This is a genomic window from Dietzia sp. NPDC055877 (genome assembly GCF_053615975.1).
Window position 1 is genome coordinate 264,811 of the sequence record NZ_JBSHCV010000001.1, and the last position, 17,557, is coordinate 282,367.

At 72.1% G+C, this 17,557-nt stretch carries 14 protein-coding genes and 1 tRNA gene; 2 read left to right on the forward strand and 13 right to left on the reverse strand.

Features of this window, described 5'->3' with window-relative positions; translation table 11 throughout:
- Positions 1-214 precede the first annotated feature (214 nt).
- The 4 genes from ACWGLC_RS01250 to ACWGLC_RS01265 all read right to left on the reverse strand — a co-directional run bounded on the left by ACWGLC_RS01250 (position 215) and on the right by ACWGLC_RS01265 (position 4,183).
- Positions 215-691 (reverse strand): hypothetical protein, encoded by a 477-nt coding sequence (locus ACWGLC_RS01250; RefSeq protein WP_452098207.1) that lies wholly within the window; start codon positions 689-691, stop codon positions 215-217.
- A 226-nt stretch (positions 692-917) separates the two neighbouring features.
- On the reverse strand, positions 918-2,690 hold the full coding sequence (gene selB, locus ACWGLC_RS01255) for a selenocysteine-specific translation elongation factor (RefSeq protein ID WP_452098208.1): 1,773 nt from the start codon (positions 2,688-2,690) through the stop codon (positions 918-920).
- Positions 2,690-3,970, reverse strand: coding sequence for an L-seryl-tRNA(Sec) selenium transferase (gene selA, locus ACWGLC_RS01260; RefSeq protein ID WP_452098209.1), 1,281 nt, complete (start codon positions 3,968-3,970; stop codon positions 2,690-2,692). Before selA ends, selB begins: the two co-directional genes overlap by 1 nt.
- Before the next feature lie 117 nt (positions 3,971-4,087).
- Positions 4,088-4,183 (reverse strand) — tRNA-Sec (locus tag ACWGLC_RS01265).
- A 104-nt stretch (positions 4,184-4,287) separates the two neighbouring features.
- On the opposite strand from ACWGLC_RS01265, the gene selD reads away from it, so the two are divergent.
- Positions 4,288-5,292 (forward strand): selenide, water dikinase SelD, encoded by a 1,005-nt coding sequence (selD, locus tag ACWGLC_RS01270; RefSeq protein WP_452098210.1) that lies wholly within the window; start codon positions 4,288-4,290, stop codon positions 5,290-5,292.
- A gap of 13 nt (positions 5,293-5,305) precedes the next feature.
- On the opposite strand, the gene ACWGLC_RS01275 is transcribed toward selD, so the two are convergent.
- From ACWGLC_RS01275 to ACWGLC_RS01295, 5 genes are all read right to left on the reverse strand, one after another.
- Positions 5,306-5,839 carry a gluconokinase gene (locus tag ACWGLC_RS01275; RefSeq protein ID WP_452098211.1) on the reverse strand — a complete coding sequence of 178 codons (534 nt, stop codon included), beginning with the start codon at positions 5,837-5,839 and terminating at the stop codon, positions 5,306-5,308.
- A gap of 32 nt (positions 5,840-5,871) precedes the next feature.
- Positions 5,872-7,077 (reverse strand): amidohydrolase, encoded by a 1,206-nt coding sequence (locus tag ACWGLC_RS01280; protein WP_452098212.1) that lies wholly within the window; start codon positions 7,075-7,077, stop codon positions 5,872-5,874.
- The gene (locus tag ACWGLC_RS01285; protein WP_452098368.1) at positions 7,034-8,977 is read right to left on the reverse strand and encodes an alpha/beta hydrolase family protein; all 1,944 of its coding nucleotides are present in this window, start codon (positions 8,975-8,977) and stop codon (positions 7,034-7,036) included. The genes ACWGLC_RS01280 and ACWGLC_RS01285 overlap by 44 nt, the downstream gene beginning before the upstream one ends.
- Before the next feature lie 16 nt (positions 8,978-8,993).
- A complete protein-coding gene (locus ACWGLC_RS01290) occupies positions 8,994-11,567 on the reverse strand; it encodes a glutamate-cysteine ligase family protein (protein WP_452098213.1) in 2,574 nt (857 codons plus the stop codon).
- Between the two features lie 195 nt (positions 11,568-11,762).
- Positions 11,763-12,563: a crotonase/enoyl-CoA hydratase family protein gene (locus ACWGLC_RS01295; RefSeq protein WP_452098214.1), complete on the reverse strand. Its 801-nt coding sequence runs from the start codon at positions 12,561-12,563 to the stop codon at positions 11,763-11,765.
- 494 nt (positions 12,564-13,057) lie between these two features.
- Between ACWGLC_RS01295 and ACWGLC_RS01300 the strand changes: the two genes are divergently transcribed.
- Positions 13,058-13,768 (forward strand): GntR family transcriptional regulator, encoded by a 711-nt coding sequence (locus ACWGLC_RS01300; RefSeq protein ID WP_452098215.1) that lies wholly within the window; start codon positions 13,058-13,060, stop codon positions 13,766-13,768.
- Positions 13,769-13,857: 89 nt separating this feature from the next.
- Here the strand turns inward: ACWGLC_RS01300 and ACWGLC_RS01305 are convergent, their stop codons facing one another.
- The 4 genes from ACWGLC_RS01305 to ACWGLC_RS01320 all read right to left on the reverse strand — a co-directional run bounded on the left by ACWGLC_RS01305 (position 13,858) and on the right by ACWGLC_RS01320 (position 17,555).
- Positions 13,858-14,712, reverse strand: coding sequence for an oxygenase MpaB family protein (locus ACWGLC_RS01305; protein WP_452098216.1), 855 nt, complete (start codon positions 14,710-14,712; stop codon positions 13,858-13,860).
- Between the two features lie 74 nt (positions 14,713-14,786).
- Entirely contained in the window at positions 14,787-15,305 is a 519-nt protein-coding gene (locus tag ACWGLC_RS01310) for a hypothetical protein (protein ID WP_452098217.1), read from the reverse strand.
- On the reverse strand, positions 15,295-16,512 hold the full coding sequence (locus ACWGLC_RS01315) for an MlaD family protein (RefSeq protein WP_452098218.1): 1,218 nt from the start codon (positions 16,510-16,512) through the stop codon (positions 15,295-15,297). The genes ACWGLC_RS01310 and ACWGLC_RS01315 overlap by 11 nt, the downstream gene beginning before the upstream one ends.
- Positions 16,509-17,555 (reverse strand): MlaD family protein, encoded by a 1,047-nt coding sequence (locus tag ACWGLC_RS01320; protein WP_452098219.1) that lies wholly within the window; start codon positions 17,553-17,555, stop codon positions 16,509-16,511. Before ACWGLC_RS01320 ends, ACWGLC_RS01315 begins: the two co-directional genes overlap by 4 nt.
- Positions 17,556-17,557 lie beyond the last annotated feature (2 nt).

Sequence of the window (17,557 nt, forward strand, 5' to 3'; positions counted from 1 at the left end):
GCGCTGTCCGCACGCCAGTTAACCGAACTGGTTACGGTCGTTCAGTGAGGATGTCGGTCACTTCCTCCATTGCGCGAACCCACTGTGCGGTTGCCGTAGAACGTAGTTCCACCAGATCAAGCATGCGCACGAGGTCGCCGGCGAGGTCGCGGGCGAAGATCGGCTCGTGGTGGGCCACTCGATTGCGGAGCTTTCGAATGCCCTCAAGATCAGCCTAGATGCGGCCTCGGAGCTGCGAAACCGAGACGCCGACAGCGTTCGGGAACAGTGTGAGGATCTGGTGGTCCCACACGCGAACGTCGTGGCGAGCGGTGAACATACTCTGCCAGAACGCGAACTTCCGTTCCGCGATCACTTTGCCGGTCGTCTGTTCTCGGTTTCGAGTCTGAATGAGGTCACGCTGTGGTTTGTATGCCGGGCCTTTCGGGGCGGGGAGGCTCTGTTCAAACGCTGTGTTCCACGGCCACCGCGCCCCGTAAACAGCTGTGAGCGCATCCGAGACGGCGTTGCGTGTGGCGACTTCGGCAAAGTGAGACGGAAGCATCAATGCAGCGGCCACGCGAGCATTCCACCCGTACAGTGCCACTGCCTTTGCTGTATCGCCCCCGACTGCAGCGACATAGGTCCGCGACCGCGGAGCGCTCAGCACGACACGAATCGCCGCTTCGTCTGTGGGCTTGGCGAACGGCACTTCCGAAACGTACACTCGATGTCACGAGCTGTGGGACTTGCGGGCTTCGGCCTCCCCCTGCAGACATTGGAATAACGGAAATGGACCGCGCACCGCGCGGTCCATTTCTTGTTCGTACCAGTCTTACCCGCGTCTGCCACCGCATCCTGCGATCCGTGCGGATCTGGGAACTTGCGGCGCCCGCGCACAAGTGTGCCGACCGTTCTTCGATCGCGTGAGAAGCGTTCTACTCCACCGTGTGCCCGTCATCGCCGACCCGGCGGCTGAGCCCCTCCTCGGCGAGCTTCTCGAGTAGAGGCATCACGACGCGTCGCGAGGTGCCCAGGTGCGTGCGGGCGGTACTCGGCGTGAACGGCTGGGGCAGGCGCCGTAGCTCGGCGACCGCGGCCTCCGTGGCGTCGGGCCCGAGCCACACGCCAGGCCCGATCCGGCTGAGCAGGCCCGCGCGCACGCACGCCGCCAGTTCCCGCGTATACAGGCCGAGTCCGGCGAGCTCGTCGGCGCTCGGGGCGTCGAACGGTCGCGCCGCGAATCGCTCGGTCAGCCCGGCGACCGCGGTCCGGACGTGCTCGGGCAGCCCCGGACCGCCGCCACCGGTGACGACACGGCCGCCGTCCGTCCGCAGACCCGACGCGGCAGGATGTGCGAGCACCACCGTCAGCAGCCGCGCGTCGGGCAGGTCGAGGGCGCGGCGGGCCGCTTCGGTGGGCAGCCCGGGGTCGAGCGGATCGCGTCGGTCGTGGTCCTCGACCGCGGAGACGAGGCGCTCCACCAGGCCGGGGAGGGCGTCGCGGTCGAGGAGCCAGCCGCCGATCTCGTCGGCCGCCGGCACGTCGGCGACGCCGAACGCCCGTAGGTCGTCGACGTGCGCGACGCCGCGTCGACGCAGCTCGGACCCCAGATCGGGCTCCTCGGGGGTGGCGGCGAGCACCTCCGCCCGGCGCCGAGCCGCTCCGCGTCGGCTCAGCTCCGGAGGCGCGGGATCGAGGACGACCGCACCCGCCGGGATTCGCTCGGCACCGGGCTCGCGCAGGATCAGCCGGTCGCCCACGCGCAGCGGCAGCGGCTCGGCGAGGGCGAGTCGTGCGTGTCGCGCGTCCAGCGGGCGGACGTGTGCCGTCACGGCCGCGGAGCCGCAGTGCACCGTCACCTGCCCGGGCAGGTCGGCGGCGTCGGCGCCGGGGTCCACGCGCACGTCCGGGGTGGACGACGGACGCCACCGGCCGGGCGTGAGCAGAGCGGTCCCGCGGGGCACGTCGTCTGCGGCCACGCCGCGTAGATTGACGGCCACCCGCGCCACCGCCGCGACCTCGTCGCGCGCCTCCCCCAGCGACTGCAGGCCGCGCACCGCGACGCGCGGCCCCCCGGGTCCGACCTCCAGCGCGTCGCCGGTGCGCACCGTCCCGGCGGGAAGGGTGCCGGTGACGACGGTGCCGGAGCCTCCGATGGTGAACGACCGGTCCACCCACAGACGGACGTCCGCCTCCCGGTCGGGCTCGGGCAGTGCGGCGCCCAGGCGGACCAGTTCCGCACGCAACTCGTCGAGGCCGGCGCCGGTGACCGCGGAGACGCACACCGCCGGTATGTCGGCAAGCGGGGTGCCGGCCATCGCGGTGCGCGCCTCGGCCAGCGCGAGGTCGGGTTCCAGGAGATCGCTGCGGGTGACGACGACGACGCCGTGCCGCACGCCCAGCGCCACGAGCGCGTCGAGGTGCTCGGCGGATTGCGGCATCCAGCCGTCGTCGGCGGCCACCACGAAGAGCACCGCCGGCACCGGGCCGATCCCGGCGAGCATGTTCGGCATGAACCGGCGGTGGCCGGGGACGTCGACGAACGCGACGGTCCGCCCGTCGTCGAGCGTGGCGGAGACGTACCCGAGGGCGATGGTCAGCCCGCGCCGCCGCTCCTCCGCCCAGCGGTCGGGTTCCTCACCGGTGAGCGCCCGCAGCAGGGTCGACTTGCCGTGGTCCACGTGGCCGGCGGTCGCCACCACGAACATCAGGCGCGCTCCCGGGCCGCGATCACCAGTCGGAGCAGTTCGGGATCGTCCGAGGTGGGCAGCGCCCGGAGATCGAGCAGGCACCGCCCCTCGGTGACGCGTCCCAGTACGGCGGGTCGTCCCGCGCGCAGGGCGTCGGCGAAGCGCTCCGGCAGAGCCACCGCCGCGCTCGGCAGGTCGACACCCGGCGCGCCCCCGCCCCCGACCGCCGCGACCGAGCGGACGGCCTCGGCCGGCACCCCGGCGGAGGTGAGGTCGTCGGCGAGGCGCCGCGCCCGCTCGAGAAGACCGCCCGCGTCGGCCTCGAGTCCCTCGATGACCGGCGGGCGCGGTCCGCGGAGCGTGGCCTCGAGCGCGGCGAGCGTGAGCTTGTCCACGCGCAAGGCCCGGGCGAGCGGGTGACGGCGCAGCCGCTGCACGAGGTCGGCGGCCCCGCCCAGGATCCCGGCCTGCGGTCCGCCGAGGAGCTTGTCGCCGCTGGAGGTCACCAGGTCAGCACCCGCGGCGAGCATCGTCGCCATATCGGGCTCGTCGGGGAGCACCGGGTGCGGGGCGAGCAGGCCGGACCCGATGTCCACCACCAGTGGCACGCCGTGGCCGGCGAGCTGCGCGGCCGGCACGACCGAGGTGAAGCCGCTGACGAGGAAGTTCGAGGGGTGGACCTTGAGCACGAAGGCCGTGGTCTCGTCGATCGCGGCGAGGTAGTCCTCGACGCGGACGCGGTTGGTGGTGCCCACCTCCCGCAGCCGGGTGCCGGTGGACTCGAGAAGCTCGGGCAGGCGGAAGCCGTCGCCGATCTCGATCATCTCCCCGCGCGAGATCACCACCGTGCGCCCCGGGCCGCCCAGCGCGGTGACGGCGAGGGCGAGCGCCGCCGCACCATTGTTGACGACGTGGACGTCACCCGCTGTCGGCACCGCGTCACGCAGCGCGTCCAGCGCACCCCGGCCCCGGCGACCCCGCCGTCCGGTGGCCAGGTCCAGCTCGACGTCGTTGGTGCCGGCGGCCTCGCCGAGCGCACGCACGGCGGCCGCCGACAGGGGCGCCCGGCCGAGGTTGGTGTGCAGCAGCACCCCGGTCGCGTTGAGGACGCGGCTGAGCGAGACCGGCGCCGACGGCAGGCCGGCCAGCACGGCGTCGACGATCTCGTCCGCGGGCAGATCGCCGGCACGTGCCCGGCCCTGCGCGTCCCGGATCCGTGCCTTGACCAGCTCGCGGCCCAGCCCGGCGAGCGAGTCGGCCAGGCGCGGGTCGCGGAGCACGGCATCGGTGGAGGGCACGCGCCGGCGGGGATCGCCGGTCGTCGACTGCTCGGTGATGGCCCGCTCCTCTTCCCCGGCCCCGCCGGCCGGGGCCGCCCACTCGAGGTGGCCGGGTCGGGGACGGGCGAGGACTGTTGGCGGAGGCGGACGGGAATCGAACCCGCCTGACCGAGATACTCGGCCACGTCGGTTTTGAAGACCGCGGGGACCACCAGGTACCCGGACGCCTCCCTCACGAACGAGTAAGCACCATGGCCGTCACGTGAGTCAACCGCGCCACGCGCTGGCGATGAATCCGGCGGCGCACCCCCGTCGCTGTCACTAGGGTCTGGCCCATGACCTCCGCCCCCGCCCCCGCCCGTCTCACCTCCTACGCCCACGGCGGCGGCTGCGCGTGCAAGATCCCGCCCGGCGCGCTCGAGTCGGTTGTCGCCGGACTCGTCGGCGCGCCCGTCCGCGACCCGGCGGCCGAGCTCATCGTGGGTCTGGACGACGGCGACGACGCGGCCGCCGTGCGGATCGCCGGCGGTCAGGCCGTGATCAGCACCGCCGACTTCTTCACGCCCGTCGTCGACGACCCCTACGACTGGGGGCGGATCGCCGCGGCCAACGCCCTGTCCGATGTGTACGCGATGGGCGGCACGCCGATCGTGGCGATCAACCTGCTGTGTTGGCCGATGGACGTGCTGCCGTACGAGATGGCCGGCGAGGTGCTACGCGGGGCCCAGGACGTCGCCGGGAGCGCGGGCTGCCATGTGGCCGGCGGTCACAGCGTGGACGACCCCGAGCCCAAGTACGGCATGGCCGTCACGGGGATCGCCGACCCCGACCGGCTACTGCGCAACGACGCCGGCCGCGCCGGTGTGCCGCTGTCGCTGACCAAACCGCTGGGGATCGGAGTCCTCAACAGCCGGCACAAGAACACCGGCGCGGTGAGCGAGGAGGCGATCGCGACCATGACCCGCCTCAACGACGTCGCCGCCCGCGACGCCCTGGCCGCCGGGATCGTCTGCGCCACCGACGTGACCGGCTTCGGGCTGCTCGGCCATCTGTTCAAGATGGCCCGCGCCAGCGGCGTCTCGGCCGTGATCGACTCGGCGGCGGTGCCGTATCTGGACGGAGCGCGGCAGGCGCTGGCCGACGGGTTCGTCAGCGGCGGGACGCGGCGCAACCTCGACTGGGTGCGCCCGCATCTCGCCTCGGACGTCGGCGAGGACGAGTTGCTCCTGCTCGCGGACGCCCAGACCTCCGGTGGCCTGCTGGTGGCCGGGGAGGTCCCCGGCGCCCCGGTGATCGGCGAACTCGTGCCGGCCGCGGACGCGACCGTCACGGTGCGGTGAGCCAGGGCTCGGGCTAGGGATCGGACCCGAGATCGCTCGCCGCGTCCGCCATCCAGTGCCCGGTGTGGGTGTCGAGGTAGAACCGGGCCTGCGACAGGAGTTCTGCGAGGGGCGCGGCACCGTCGAGGGAGATCCCCGCCTCGTCCGGCTCCAATGGCTCGAGTGCCTCGAACTGCGACCGGACCAGCGAGGGCGGGAAGAAGTGGTCGCGCCGCCCCGCGAGCCGTTCCCGGACGAGCTCCTCGGTCACCACCAGGTGGATGAACGCCACCGCGGCGTCGGTACGGAGGACGTCCCGGTAGCTTCTCGCGAGGGCGGAGCAGGCGATCACCGTGGTGTCGGCGCGTTCCCGGATCACGGCGTTGAGCTCGCGCAGCCACGGCCCCCGGTCGGTCTCATCGAGCCCGGCCCCGCCCCGCATCTTGGCGATCGATGCGGCGCTGTGGAAATCATCCCCGTCGAGGAAGAGTCCACCGACCTCCTCCGCGAGCCGCCGCGCGAACGTCGTCTTGCCGCAGCCGCTCACCCCGAACACGACGATGGTCACGGCGGGCGCCCTCCCGTGCCGCGGACGAAGGCTCAGTCCTCGCCCGCGCCGCGGTCCAGGCGGGCGAAGGCGTCGAACAGCCGGGCGCCCGGCGCGAGCGCCGACTCGTCGAGCATGAAGCCCGGGTGGTGCAGGTCGGTCTCCGCCGACTTCCCGTCCCACACGCCGTACCGCAGATACACGCCGGGGATCTCCTCGGTGTACCAGGCGAAGTCCTCGCCACCGCTGGACTGGTCGGCGGTGCCCACACCGTCCTCCCCGAGCACCCGGCGCACCGCCTCGGTGGCCAGGTCCGCGCAGTCGGCGTCGTTGACCACCGGCGGGACACCCTGCGTGTACTCGAGCTCGGCGCGGATGCCGTAGGGCGCGGCGAGGTCCTCGACGGCCTCCCGCACGAGGTCCTCGACCGTCGCCCACACGTCCCGGTCCGCGCTGCGCAGCGTGCCCAACAGCTCTGCATGGTCGGGGATCACGTTCGGGGCATCACCGCCGGCGTGCAGGGCGCCCCAGGTGAGCACGGTGCCCGAGCGCGGGTCGAGACGACGGTCGAGGACCGCGGTGAGCCCGGTGGCGAGCTCGGCGGTCGAGAAGACGGTGTCCTGGGTCTCGTGCGGCCGCGCCGTGTGACCACCGTCGGACTCGAGTCGGATCCGAACCTTGGCGTTGGAGGAGGTGATCGGCCCGGCCGTCACGCCCACCTCGCCCACCTGCCGGTGCGGATCGCAGTGCAGGGCGAGGATGCGGACCACGCCCTTGACCACACCTTCCTCCACACATTCCTTCGCGCCGCCGGGCATGGTCTCCTCTGCCGGCTGGAAGATCAGCCGCACGGGCCGGGGCGGCGGGTCGGAGACCAACAGTTCGGCCGCGCCGAGCAGCATCGCGGTGTGGGCGTCGTGGCCGCAGGTGTGCGCGACCCCCTCCGTACGTGAGGCGAAATCCAGGCCGCTCTCCTCGTCCATGGGGAGCGCGTCGATATCCGCGCGCAGCGCCACCACGTCCTTCGCGGTGGCGTCCTTCGCGGCCGGGACGTCGCACCACAACCCGGTGCCGAGGTCAAACCGGCGGGGCTTCAGTCCCATCTTCTCGAGCTCGCCCGCGATGAAGTCGGTCGTCCGCTCCTCCTCGTAGGACAGCTCGGGATGGGTGTGGAGGTGACGCCGCCACTGGGCGAGCCGGTCCTCGAAACCGCCCTCAGCGTGCGGTTCGTTCTTCTCCGTCGACTTGCGCCCGAACATCGAACACCTCCTGGCAGAACTGGACCACCCGGTCACCGAGCAACTGACGGTTGGCCAATTTCACGAACTCATGACCTTCGTCCTCGAACAACAACACGTCCACCGGTACGCCGCGCGAGCGCAGCTCCTCGACCGCCTGATCGGTCTCGCTGACCGGCACGTTCGTGTCGTGCGCACCGTGGATGAACAACATCGGCACGGTGATCCGGTAGTACCTGCGCAGCGGGGAGGCCTCGCGAAGCAATTCCCGTTCCTGGAGCGGGTTCCCGTACTTGGGATGAGCGGCCGCCGCGATCCACGGCTCGGTGTCGCGGTAGAAGGTCTGTAGGTCGCTCATCCCGCAGGCGGCGATCCCCCCGCACCAACGGCCGGCGTGCCTGACCAGGGTCGCGTTGACGAGGTAGCCACCGTAGGACCGGCCCGAGACCACCACCCGGTCCGGATCGGCGATCTCCTCGTCGACGAGGTGCAGCAACGCGTCCTCGACGTCGTCGATCCCCGCGAAGCGGCCGTACCGGTCGTCGGCGTGGCCGAACGTCCGGCCGCCGCCGGTGGAGCCCCGGACGTTCGGCGTGAAATAGTTGACGCCCTCGTCGAGCATCCGCCGGGCGATGTCGTCATATCCCGGACGGGACTGGCCCTCCGGGCCGCCGTGCAGGTGCACCACCGTCGGCGCGGGCCCGCCCTCCGGGTCGGCCCGGTACAGCCACCCGCTCAGCTCGAGCCCGTCGCGTGCGGTGAACCGCAGCAGCTCCGGGCCGGGGTCGGGCTGCGCGGGCGACTCGCCGATCCAGCGACGACGACGCACGTCGTAGATCACCACGTGCGGTGGCTGGTCGAGACTCTCCACGGTCACGGCGAGCAGTCGGCCGTCCGCCGTGAGCGTGGGCGCCGAGGCCACGACCTCCGGCAGCTGCGGCCGGGCGATCACCCTGGGCCGGCGCCGCGACAGGTCGAGGATCTCGATCTCGGACAGTCCCCCGTGGACGTTCCACAGCAGTGCGGCCGTGCGCCGGTCGTAGCTCACCTCCACGCGGTCGAGGTCGGCATCCGCGCGATAGGCGATCGGCCACGAGGTGGTCCCGGACTCATCGGCCCGCACCTCCAGCAACCCCACGCGATCGGACGAGTGGTCGCTGCGTACGACCATGCGCATAGGCCGGTCGTCGCCGCCGGCGTCGAGGACCTCCCCGGCGTCGGTGGTGGATCCGGTGTCCGTGGGCAGCAGGGGCCACCACCGGCCGTCCGGCATGATCCGCAGCAACTCGCGATGCCCGCGGGCACCCACCCGGAACAGCGCCGCACCGTCCCGTGAGTGCTTGAGCGCCCCGCCCATCCGGCGATCGATGACGGTGATCTCCCCGGTCTCCGGGTCCACGAGCCGGCCCTCGGCCTGGCCCTCGGCGTCGAAGGCCGTCACCGCCAGCTGACCCCCGTCCCAGCAGACGATCTGCTCGGTGGCGTCGCCCGGGGCGTTCAAGGCGTACGCACTCTGGTCGTCCGGATCAGTGGTGACGAGCCAGATGCGCTCACGCTCACCACCGTCAGGGGCCACCTCGCACGCCAGCCACCGGCCGTCCGGCGAGTAGGCGACCCTGCGAACCGGGCCCTCCACGGGCAGCACCACGTCCCGTTCGGGCCCCGCACCTTTGAGTCCGTCCGGGCCCAGCGGTCGCTGCACCGCCCGCGGATAGCCGGTGCGTTCGGTGACCACACAGGCCAGCAGCGATCCGTCCGGGGACAGGCACGGGGAGCTGGTGTGGCGGAGTTCGCCCCGCCCCCCGGCCGCGTCGTCCGGCGGGCCCGCCTGCTCGCGGGAGCCCGTCTCCTCGGTGATCTCGGTGACGTCCGGGTTCTCGGTCGTGTCGACGGTGTCGGTCGTATGGAATGTGTCGGTCATGTCGATGGTGTCGGGGTCAGGCACGGTGAATCCAGGTGTCCTTTCCACCGCCTCCACTCGAGGCGTTGACCACCATCGTGCCCGCCGGGGCCACTCGTGTCATGGCCACCGGAGGAGCCGACGCGTGGATCTCACCGGTCGGCCCGTTGCGCAGCATGACGAACGCACGCATGTCCACGTGCCGCCGCTGCAGGTCGCGTCCGTCGAACGTCGGCAGAGTCGACAGCGCCTGCACCTCCTGCGCCACGAACCGCTCGCCGTGGCGCCGCAACTCGGCCCGTCGCTCGTCCAGCTCCCGCGGCGAGCACTCCGGGCCCACCGTGATGTCGGAGCCGCCGTAGCCGTCGATCGGCTTGACCACCAGCTCGTCCAGCCGGTCCAGCACCTGCTCCAACTGCGGCGGGTCCGCGCACAGGAACGTGTCGACCTGGCCGATGAGCGGCTTCTCGCCCAGGTAGAAGTCGATGATCGACGGCACCAGCGCGTAGATCGCCTTGTCGTCCGCCGCCCCGTTGCCGGGGGCGTTGACCATCGCGACGGTGCCGTCCGAGATCGCGCCGAGCAGCCCGCGCCGCAGGACCGTCCCGTCCGCGCCCGAGGAGGAGAGAAGCGCCTCTTCGTCCATCCGGACGTAGAGGACGTCGACGCCGATGCGCTCGTCGTCGTTGTCGTCGTCGACCCTCCACAGTCGCCCGTCGTCACCGACCAGATCCCGCGGGGTCACCACCGCACCGCCCACGGCCTCGGCCGCGTGGATCAGGTCGTGCGCCGTGAGCTCGTCGGGTGCCACCACCACGGCGATCGACGGGTTCCCCACGCCCTCGGGCGCCGCGGCCTGGAGAGTCTCCCGCAGCATGTCCAGCCCCTCGGCCGGGTCGTGGATCTCCCCGCGCGCCCCGAACTCGGGGTACGCCTCGAGGATGCGCTCACGCAGCGTCACGGCCATGGCCAACCCGCCCGGCATCCGCAGGTTGTCCTCCAGGACCACCCACTCGCCCGAGCCCGTCGACACCAGGTCCACACCGCTCACCGCCGCACGCATCGTCCGCGCCGGCACGGCCCGGCCCGTCTTCCGGTAACCCGGGGCGCGGTCCAGCGCGTCCTGCGGCACGATCCCGGCGCTGACGATCTCACCGTCGCCGTAGATGTCCCGCAGGAACATCTCCAGCGCCCGGCCGCGCTGCTCGATCCCCGCCGAGATCCGCCCCCACTGATCGGCCGGCACGATCCGCGGCACCGGGTCCAGCGGGAACACCTGCGGCTCCGGCTCGCCGTACACCTTGAGCGTCACGCCGCGCTCCCGGAGCTCCTCGTCGACCTGCTTCTTGCGCTCGCGGACCGTCGCCGCGCCCAGGTCCGAGACGGCCTTGAGCACGTCCACGTACTGCGGCCGCGGGGCGCCGTCCTCGGTGATCGCCTCGTCGTGGACCTCCTCCGTCACCGCCTCGCCCAGCGGGGAGTACGCGTCGAGCATCGAGCGCATCCCGCCGTCGTCGGCCGTGGCGCGCGGCCTGATCCTGCCCACCGTCTCTGCCAGCAGCACCGCAACCACGTCGGCGCGGCGACCCCTGCGGCGATGCGCCGCGCGCTGCCGGGCGGCCGACGAGCCCGCCCCCAGCACGCCGTCGACCAGGTCGTCGACGAGGTCGCGCTCGCCGGTCGCGTCGAGCTGGCCGGACAGCGACTCCACCAGCGCCACGCACACGTCCCCCGCGGGCAGCGGCTGACCCGTTCCCGGGTCCACGAGGTCGCCCTCGAGCCCGGACCGGGCCGCGCGCCAGAACGCGGCCGCCAGCACGGCCGGGGTGGGGTCGACCCAGGCGTTCTCGGGATCGGCGAGCACCCGGTCCACCAACGCCCGGAACAGGGCCGCCACCAGCACGATCGTGTCCACGGTGCTGCACGAGTCGCACAGCCGCAGCTCCACCCCGGATCCGTCGGCGGACGGACGGATATCCGCGTCGATCAGGCCGCGGTCGGCCACCACGCCCGTGGCGACCAGCGCGTCCTCCGACTCCAGCACCCCGTCCGCGGTGTCCGTGCGGAATGCCGACACGTGCGCGGGCGACCACCGGGCCTCGAACGACCGCACCGAGGCGTACCCCGAGTCGCTGCCGTCCGCCCGGAACGGGGAGCCCGCGGCCAGCGCCAACAGCGCCGGCGCGTGCGGGACCACCCGGCGGGCCACGAACTGCGCCTCGTCGGCGTCCGCGACCTCGACCGTCACCACGAAGCGCGCCGAGGCGCGGGTGCGGAACTCGTGTCCGGGAGCGGTCCCCGGCTCATCGGGGTCCGGGGCCAGCTCCACGCCCGGTGAGCCGAGCGCACCCGCGGCGACGATGCCTGTACGCAGGCCGTTCGCCACCTCCGCCAGCTGCGTCCGCCGCTCGCGGATCGCCGCCCCGAGATCCTCGAGCGTGGCGTGCCCGCCGCAGTCACTAGCCACCAACGCCCCGTGGCGGGCAGCGCGTACCCGGTCATCACCGGCCTCGGCGATCACCTCCGCCGCACGCCTCGCCGGCAGCCTCGTCCGCAGGTCGACCAGATGCAGCTCTTCCTCGACCATGATCCGTCGCGATCCGTCTGTCATGGCGCCGACGGTAGGACAGCATCCGCGGGTCCGCACCCGCACGGCCGGCGGCCGGGGGTTCGCGTGCCGGCGAGCGCGGTTCGGCGAGTCTGGCACGCGCAGTTCGGCGGGCCTGGCAAGGACGGTTCAGCGAGCGGGTAGGCGCGATTCGGCGAGCCTGGCGGCCGGGGTCAGCTCATCGGCGTGGCCTGCGGGTCAGCGGGCCTTCCAGACCGGGGCCCGCTTCTCGGCGAACGCGCGCGGACCCTCGGCGGCGTCCTCGGAGGTCATGACGTTGATCATCTCGGTGTCGCTGATGCGCCATTTCTCGACCTCGCTCGGCCGCGCACCGTCCTGGATCCCCAGCGCGACCCGCTTGCTAGCCTGCACGGCCAGCGGGGCGTTGGTGGCGATCACCTCGGCCAGCTCGAGTGCGGCATCGAGCAGCTGGTCGGCGGGGACGACGCGGTTGACCAGGTGCAGCTCATGCGCCCGCGCGGCCGTGATCGGCTCACCGGTGAGCATCATCTCCATCGCCACGCGATGCGGCAGCTGCTCCGGCAGCCGGAACGCGCCACCGGCTGCCGCGACGAGGCCACGCTTGACCTCGGGCAGCCCGAACTTCGCGTGATCGGCGGCCACGACCAGGTCACTGGCCAGCGCGATCTCGCAGCCCCCGCCCAGGGCCGTGCCGTTGACGGCCGCGATGATCGGGACGGACACGTAGTGCTGCATCATCCCGGCGAACCCCCACTGCCGGTTCTCGGCGGGGAAGATGTCCTCACCACGGGAAATCGCCTTGAGGTCCGCGCCCGCACAGAACGACTGCTCACCGGCGCCGGTCAGCACCACGACGCGGAGCTCGGGATCGGTGTCGGCCTCGTGCAGCGCATTGCCCAGCAGGGTGCTCACCTCGCCGTTCACGGCGTTGCGGGCCTCGGGGCGGTCGATCGTGACGAGCAGGACGTTGCCGCGGCGCTCACTGCGGACGGCGGGGCGGGTCTCGGTATCGGTCATGCGCCCAGTCTCACCCGAGGCGGCTCCGATGCGCAGGGGCTCGTGCGATTCCGCGGCATTCCCGGCTGCGGCCGGACACGGCCGGACGCGTCAGCGGCGGCCGGACGCCGGGCGGTCTGCCAGCACAACCGGCCCCGGATACGCTGCCTCGCTGACTTGCGATGCCCCTTTGCTCGCTTTCGACCCACTTGCGCTGCGAGAATGGTGCATTTTGGGCGCATAAGTCAAAGACCCAGCGCATCTGCCTTGATATGCGCTGGCCCCCTGCCGGCCACGCCTGGCAGCCGAGCCGAAGCCACAGCTCCAGCCCAGCCGACCCGGGCCCGACCCCACCGAGCCGAGTCGAGCCCAGCCGAACCGAGCCGAGCCGGACCCGCCCGAGCCGAGCCCCGTGCCGATCACCCCCGACGGGGATTCTCGCGGCCGTTTCGGATATATTTGATTTCAACCATCGGCTTCGCGCGCCCTCGACGGTGCTTCTCTCCTGAAAAGAGGTGGCGGACTTGACCCCCACTCGACTCGCACAACGTCCCCAACTCTCGGAGGAGGTCGCCGACCACGTCCGGACCCGAATCATGAGTGGCGAGGTGCGGCCGGGCGACTTCATCCGGCTCGACGAGACCGCCGCCAGCCTCGGCGTGAGCGTGACCCCCGTCCGCGAGGCGCTGCTCACCCTACGCGGCGAGGGTCTGGTGGACCTGGTCCCCCGCCGCGGCTACCTGGTCTCGCCCATGAGCCGACAGGACATCGAGGACATCTTCTGGCTGCAGGCCGAGCTGTCGAAGCGCATCATCGATCGGGCGATCCCCCGCTACGAGGCCGAGACCCTCGAGCATCATTCCCATCTCATCGACGACTTCGAGGCCGCCTCCGCCGCCGGGGACACCGACGGGGTCGTTCGCGCGCAGTACGCGATCCACCGCTCGATCAACCGGGTCTCCTGCTCGGACAAGCTCTCCCGCTTCCTCGGCAATGCCGCCCGCTACATGCCGTACCGCCTCTACGCCCAGGACCCGGAGTGGCGGGCCAACGCGCTCGAGGACAACCGCCGGATGCTCGAGGCGCTGTGCGCGGGAGACGTCGACGCGGCCCACGCCGTGGTGGACGACGAGTTCTCCGCCGGCGCGCAGCTCCTCGTCGAGCACCTCGACAGGGCCGGTGTCTGGGACGAAGCCCGCGAGCCCGAGGCCGCCGCGCAGGCCTGAGGCCGGACCGCCCGAGCCGGCGGCGGGACCGGGACGGGCGGGGCGGACCTCGTCGTCGTCGTTCTCTCCACCTCCACCAGCCGCCGGCCTCACACCAGGGGTCGGCCCGTCCGCAGCCGCCACCGCAGGTCGAGGATGAGCAGCCGGTAACTGATCGTGCGGATCGACTCCGGCAGCATGCCGTTGAGCCGGGCCGTCACGGCGAGGAACGTCTCGAACCGCCGCTGGTCCCGCGGGCTCCACGGGAGGCCGATCGCGTCGCGGAACTCGCGGTGCAGAAAGCCGGAGGTCACCCACTTGTTGATCCGCCCGAACAGGGCGTTGGCGGGCTGGGGCAGCATCCGCAGCTCCGTCAGCCCGATCAGGTGCCTGCGGACCGGACCGTCGAAACGGATCCGGTCCAGGCCCTCGCGCCAGTAGTCGTCGAAATCGGCGCGGGTGGCCGGCCACTGCTCCGGGCGCACCTGCAGGGTCGTGCCCAGGGTCGGGGCCGAGGCGTAGAAGGCCTCCCGATCCGAGTCGTCCATCGGACCGTGCAGCCACTCGAAGACGTCCTCGAACCCGATGTACAGGCAGGCCGCGACCCACATCTGGAGCTTGGGGTCCATCGCGCTGTACCTGACCCGACTCTCGGGCGTGGAGTGCACGAGTCGGTGCACGCGGTCGACGGCCTCCCGGTACAGGCGCTTGTCCTCGTCGGTGCCGAGCGTGGCCACCGCCAGGTACTGGAACGTGGTCCGCGCCCGCTTGAAGGGCCGCTTGTACACGTTGCCGGTGTCGACCCGGCTCTCGCGCACGCCCCAGCCCACCTCGGGCCAGGACAGCTGCATGATCACGTTGGCCACGCCACTGGCGGCGCCGAGCGAATCGATCGCATCGGTGATCTGCGGCGGCCGCGCCCGGGTGACCGGCGGCGCGGGGTTGCGGTGCAGCTCGTCGAGCATGGGAGGTTCTCCTTCTGGGTCCTACCCGCCCGTCCGGCGGGTGCGTGGATCGTCTCGGCCTCCCACGGCCGGGGTCAGGCGAGCTGGGCGTCCTCGAGCAGCCACCGGTCGCCGTCGCGGACGACGGTCACGACCATGCGACTGGAGTCGACCCGACCGTCGGGGACGGTGACGTTGGTGACCTCCTGGTCGAGGAACACCAGGACGACGGCGGTGTCTCCGTCGAGGCTCTCCACCGCGGCGTGGGTGACGGTCCCTGTCGAGGTGCCCTCACCGCTGGCCAGCAGTTCGCGGAGTCCCTCCGAGACCTCGCGGTAGCGGTCCGCGAAGCCCGGGGTCGCCTCCGCCACGACCGCGTCGAGGTTCTGGTCGACGTCGGTGTGGTCGTAGGTGGCCAGCTGGATCACCAGCCGTGTGGCGTCATCCGCGGCGGACTGACGCAGCGCGTCCTGCCGCTGGTCCTGCCAGAGCAGATAACCGAGCACACCGACCCCGACCAGCAGCACGACGATCACCAGACCCGCGATCGCCCGACCCGCGCGGGGCTTCGTCCTCGTGTTCTCCGGGGCCACGGCCTCGTTGTCAACCGTCATTGCTCTGCAGTCCTTCCATCATCGTCGCCCAGTACGCGGCGATCTCCTTGCCGGTGGGGATGATCGCCGGGTCCTCGGCCATGTCCGGTCCGATCCGGGTGCCGGGTTCGGTCGCGCCGGCCAGGCCCTCGTCGTTCGGTCGGGGCGCCGCCCGCGACCCGCGCTGTTCGAGGTCCTCGGCGGGCGGGCAGTACAGCCGCAGGTTCGGCTCCCGCCACGACTCGTCGTGGATGTCGCGCGGCTCGTACGGGTACACGCACACCGGCCCCTGGGTGGCGACCAGCTGGAAGTCGGCCCGGCCGTCACGCACCGTGCCCGCGAGCGCCCGCAGACCGCGCTCACCCTGCGTCAGTCCCGCCTCCCAGGCCGGCCCGCGATCGCGGAACACCGGAGTCACGACCAGGGTGTTGGCCAGCAGGCCGGCAGCGTTCTCCCGATTGGCATCCAGCAGTTGCTGTGCTCGCAGCATCGCCTCGGGCGAGCGGTCGAGAAGGTGAACCAGGGTGTCCTCGCGACGGGCCAGCTGCCCCGTCACGTCCCGGGCCACCGTCGCGGCCCCGGAGATCGGGGCGTCCCGCTCGGCGAGTGCACGCACGGTGACCAACCCGTCGTCGACGAGCCCCCGCAGGGTCGGGGCGGTGTCGGCGAGCATCGCGGTCAGGGTCGCGGTGTCCTCGATGATCGCCCCGAGCCGCTCACCGTTGCCCTCGAGCGCCTCGGCGTTGCTGTCTCCGATCGTGGCCAGGGATTCCGGATCGAGCGCCAGCAGGGAGGTCTCGATGTCCGCGATGAGATTCTCCAGCTTCGCCGGCTGATCCTCCGGACGGACCAGCAGCGTGTCCCCGTCCTGCAGATACGGCCCGGCGTCGTCGGCCGGGCGAACGTCGAGCCGGTTGTCACCGAGCGCGGTGCTCGTGACGACCCGCGCAGGCGCATCGACCGGGATCTGCGTCCCGTCGAGGATGCGCAGCCGGAGCTCGACCCCGCCCGAGCCGTCCAGGATCGCGTCCTGGATCACGCCCACGTCCACGCCGCGGTACGTGACCCGCACGCCGGGCCCCATCCCGCGGGCATCCTCCATGTGCGCCACCACCCGGAATCCGTGGGAGACGTCCGCGTCCTCGGTGATGTAGCGGACGCCGAAGGCGATCGCGACGACGGAGATGATCGCGAAGAGCACCGCCTGCGCGGCGATATGGCGGTTCACGGGGTGCCTCCCATGCGGGCCTCGCCGCCGGTGCCGAGTGAATCCAGCGAGCCGGGAAGGTCGAGGGCACCGTCGAACATCATGTGGTCGCCGCGGATCGCCTCGTCGAACAGGACGACGAAGCGCTGCAGCGCGTCCAGCGTCGGGGCCACCTCCCCGCCGAAGCCCTCCATGTCCTGCAGGAGGAGCTTCAGGGTGGCCAGCGAGGGAGCGATCCGTCCGTCGGTACCCGTGGTGAACTCCTCGACCTGCACCGTCAGCGCGGCGGTGGTGTCCATGAGCGCGAGGATCGTCTCGCGGCTGGCCGCGGCCTCGGAGACGAGGTCGGCCGAGACCTGCATGCCGCGGTCGATGAGGTCCCGCCGGGCCGCCAGCGCGGAGTTGACCCGGTCGAGGGCGACGATCGTGCGATCGATGTCGTCGCGGTGCAGTTCGTAGAGTTCGAGCGCGCGGTCGCCCCGGTCGCGGATACGGGCGATCTCGTCGCTACGCCCGTCGAGCGCGATCGTGAGCTCCTCCATCACCGTGCCCAGCTGGTCGATGCCGCTGCCGTTGAGCAGCAGGCCGAGCGAGGCCAGGCTCGACTCCAGGTCGGGCCCCACGCCGGTGCGGGCGAGCGGGAGGAGCCGGGTGTCCTCGAGGAGCTCCGTCGACCGGTCGCCCCGCGGCGGCGTGAGCGCGATGAACGGGCTGCCCAGGGCGGTGGGCAGGCGGATCTCGGCGAACACATCCGCCGGCACGCCGGAGTCGCCCTCGAGCCGCACGCCGATCACGGCATCGGAGCCGTCGGTGTCGACGGAACGGACGCGCCCGACGAGGCTCTCCCCGTAGCGGACCTCGGCGCCGGGGGCGAGCCGGTCGGCCCGCTCGAAACGCATCTCTACGTCTGAAGAGTCGCTCCCGGTGTCCATGCCCAGTGGCCACGCCTGGAGCGAGAGCCGCGCCGAGTTGAGGGCGATCACCGTCGCCGCAACGAGCAGCAGCACCCCCGCGAGCACGACGACCCCGTGTACCAGGTGCGGTCCGGTCCTGGTCTCACGCATGC

Excerpts from the sequence above, each read along its gene's own strand:
- selB (WP_452098208.1), bottom strand. The coding sequence starts at position 2,690 with ATGTTCGTGGTGGCGACCGCCGGCCACGTGGACCACGGCAAGTCGACC.
- ACWGLC_RS01305 (WP_452098216.1), bottom strand. The coding sequence starts at position 14,712 with ATGCTCGACGAGCTGCACCGCAACCCCGCGCCGCCGGTCACCCGGGCG.
- ACWGLC_RS01285 (WP_452098368.1), bottom strand. The coding sequence starts at position 8,977 with ATGACCGACACATTCCATACGACCGACACCGTCGACACGACCGAGAAC.
- selD (WP_452098210.1), top strand. The coding sequence starts at position 4,288 with ATGACCTCCGCCCCCGCCCCCGCCCGTCTCACCTCCTACGCCCACGGC.
- ACWGLC_RS01310 (WP_452098217.1), bottom strand. The coding sequence starts at position 15,305 with ATGACGGTTGACAACGAGGCCGTGGCCCCGGAGAACACGAGGACGAAG.
- ACWGLC_RS01295 (WP_452098214.1), bottom strand. The coding sequence starts at position 12,563 with ATGACCGATACCGAGACCCGCCCCGCCGTCCGCAGTGAGCGCCGCGGC.
- ACWGLC_RS01320 (WP_452098219.1), bottom strand. The coding sequence starts at position 17,555 with ATGCGTGAGACCAGGACCGGACCGCACCTGGTACACGGGGTCGTCGTG.
- ACWGLC_RS01290 (WP_452098213.1), bottom strand. The coding sequence starts at position 11,567 with ATGACAGACGGATCGCGACGGATCATGGTCGAGGAAGAGCTGCATCTG.
- ACWGLC_RS01280 (WP_452098212.1), bottom strand. The coding sequence starts at position 7,077 with ATGTTCGGGCGCAAGTCGACGGAGAAGAACGAACCGCACGCTGAGGGC.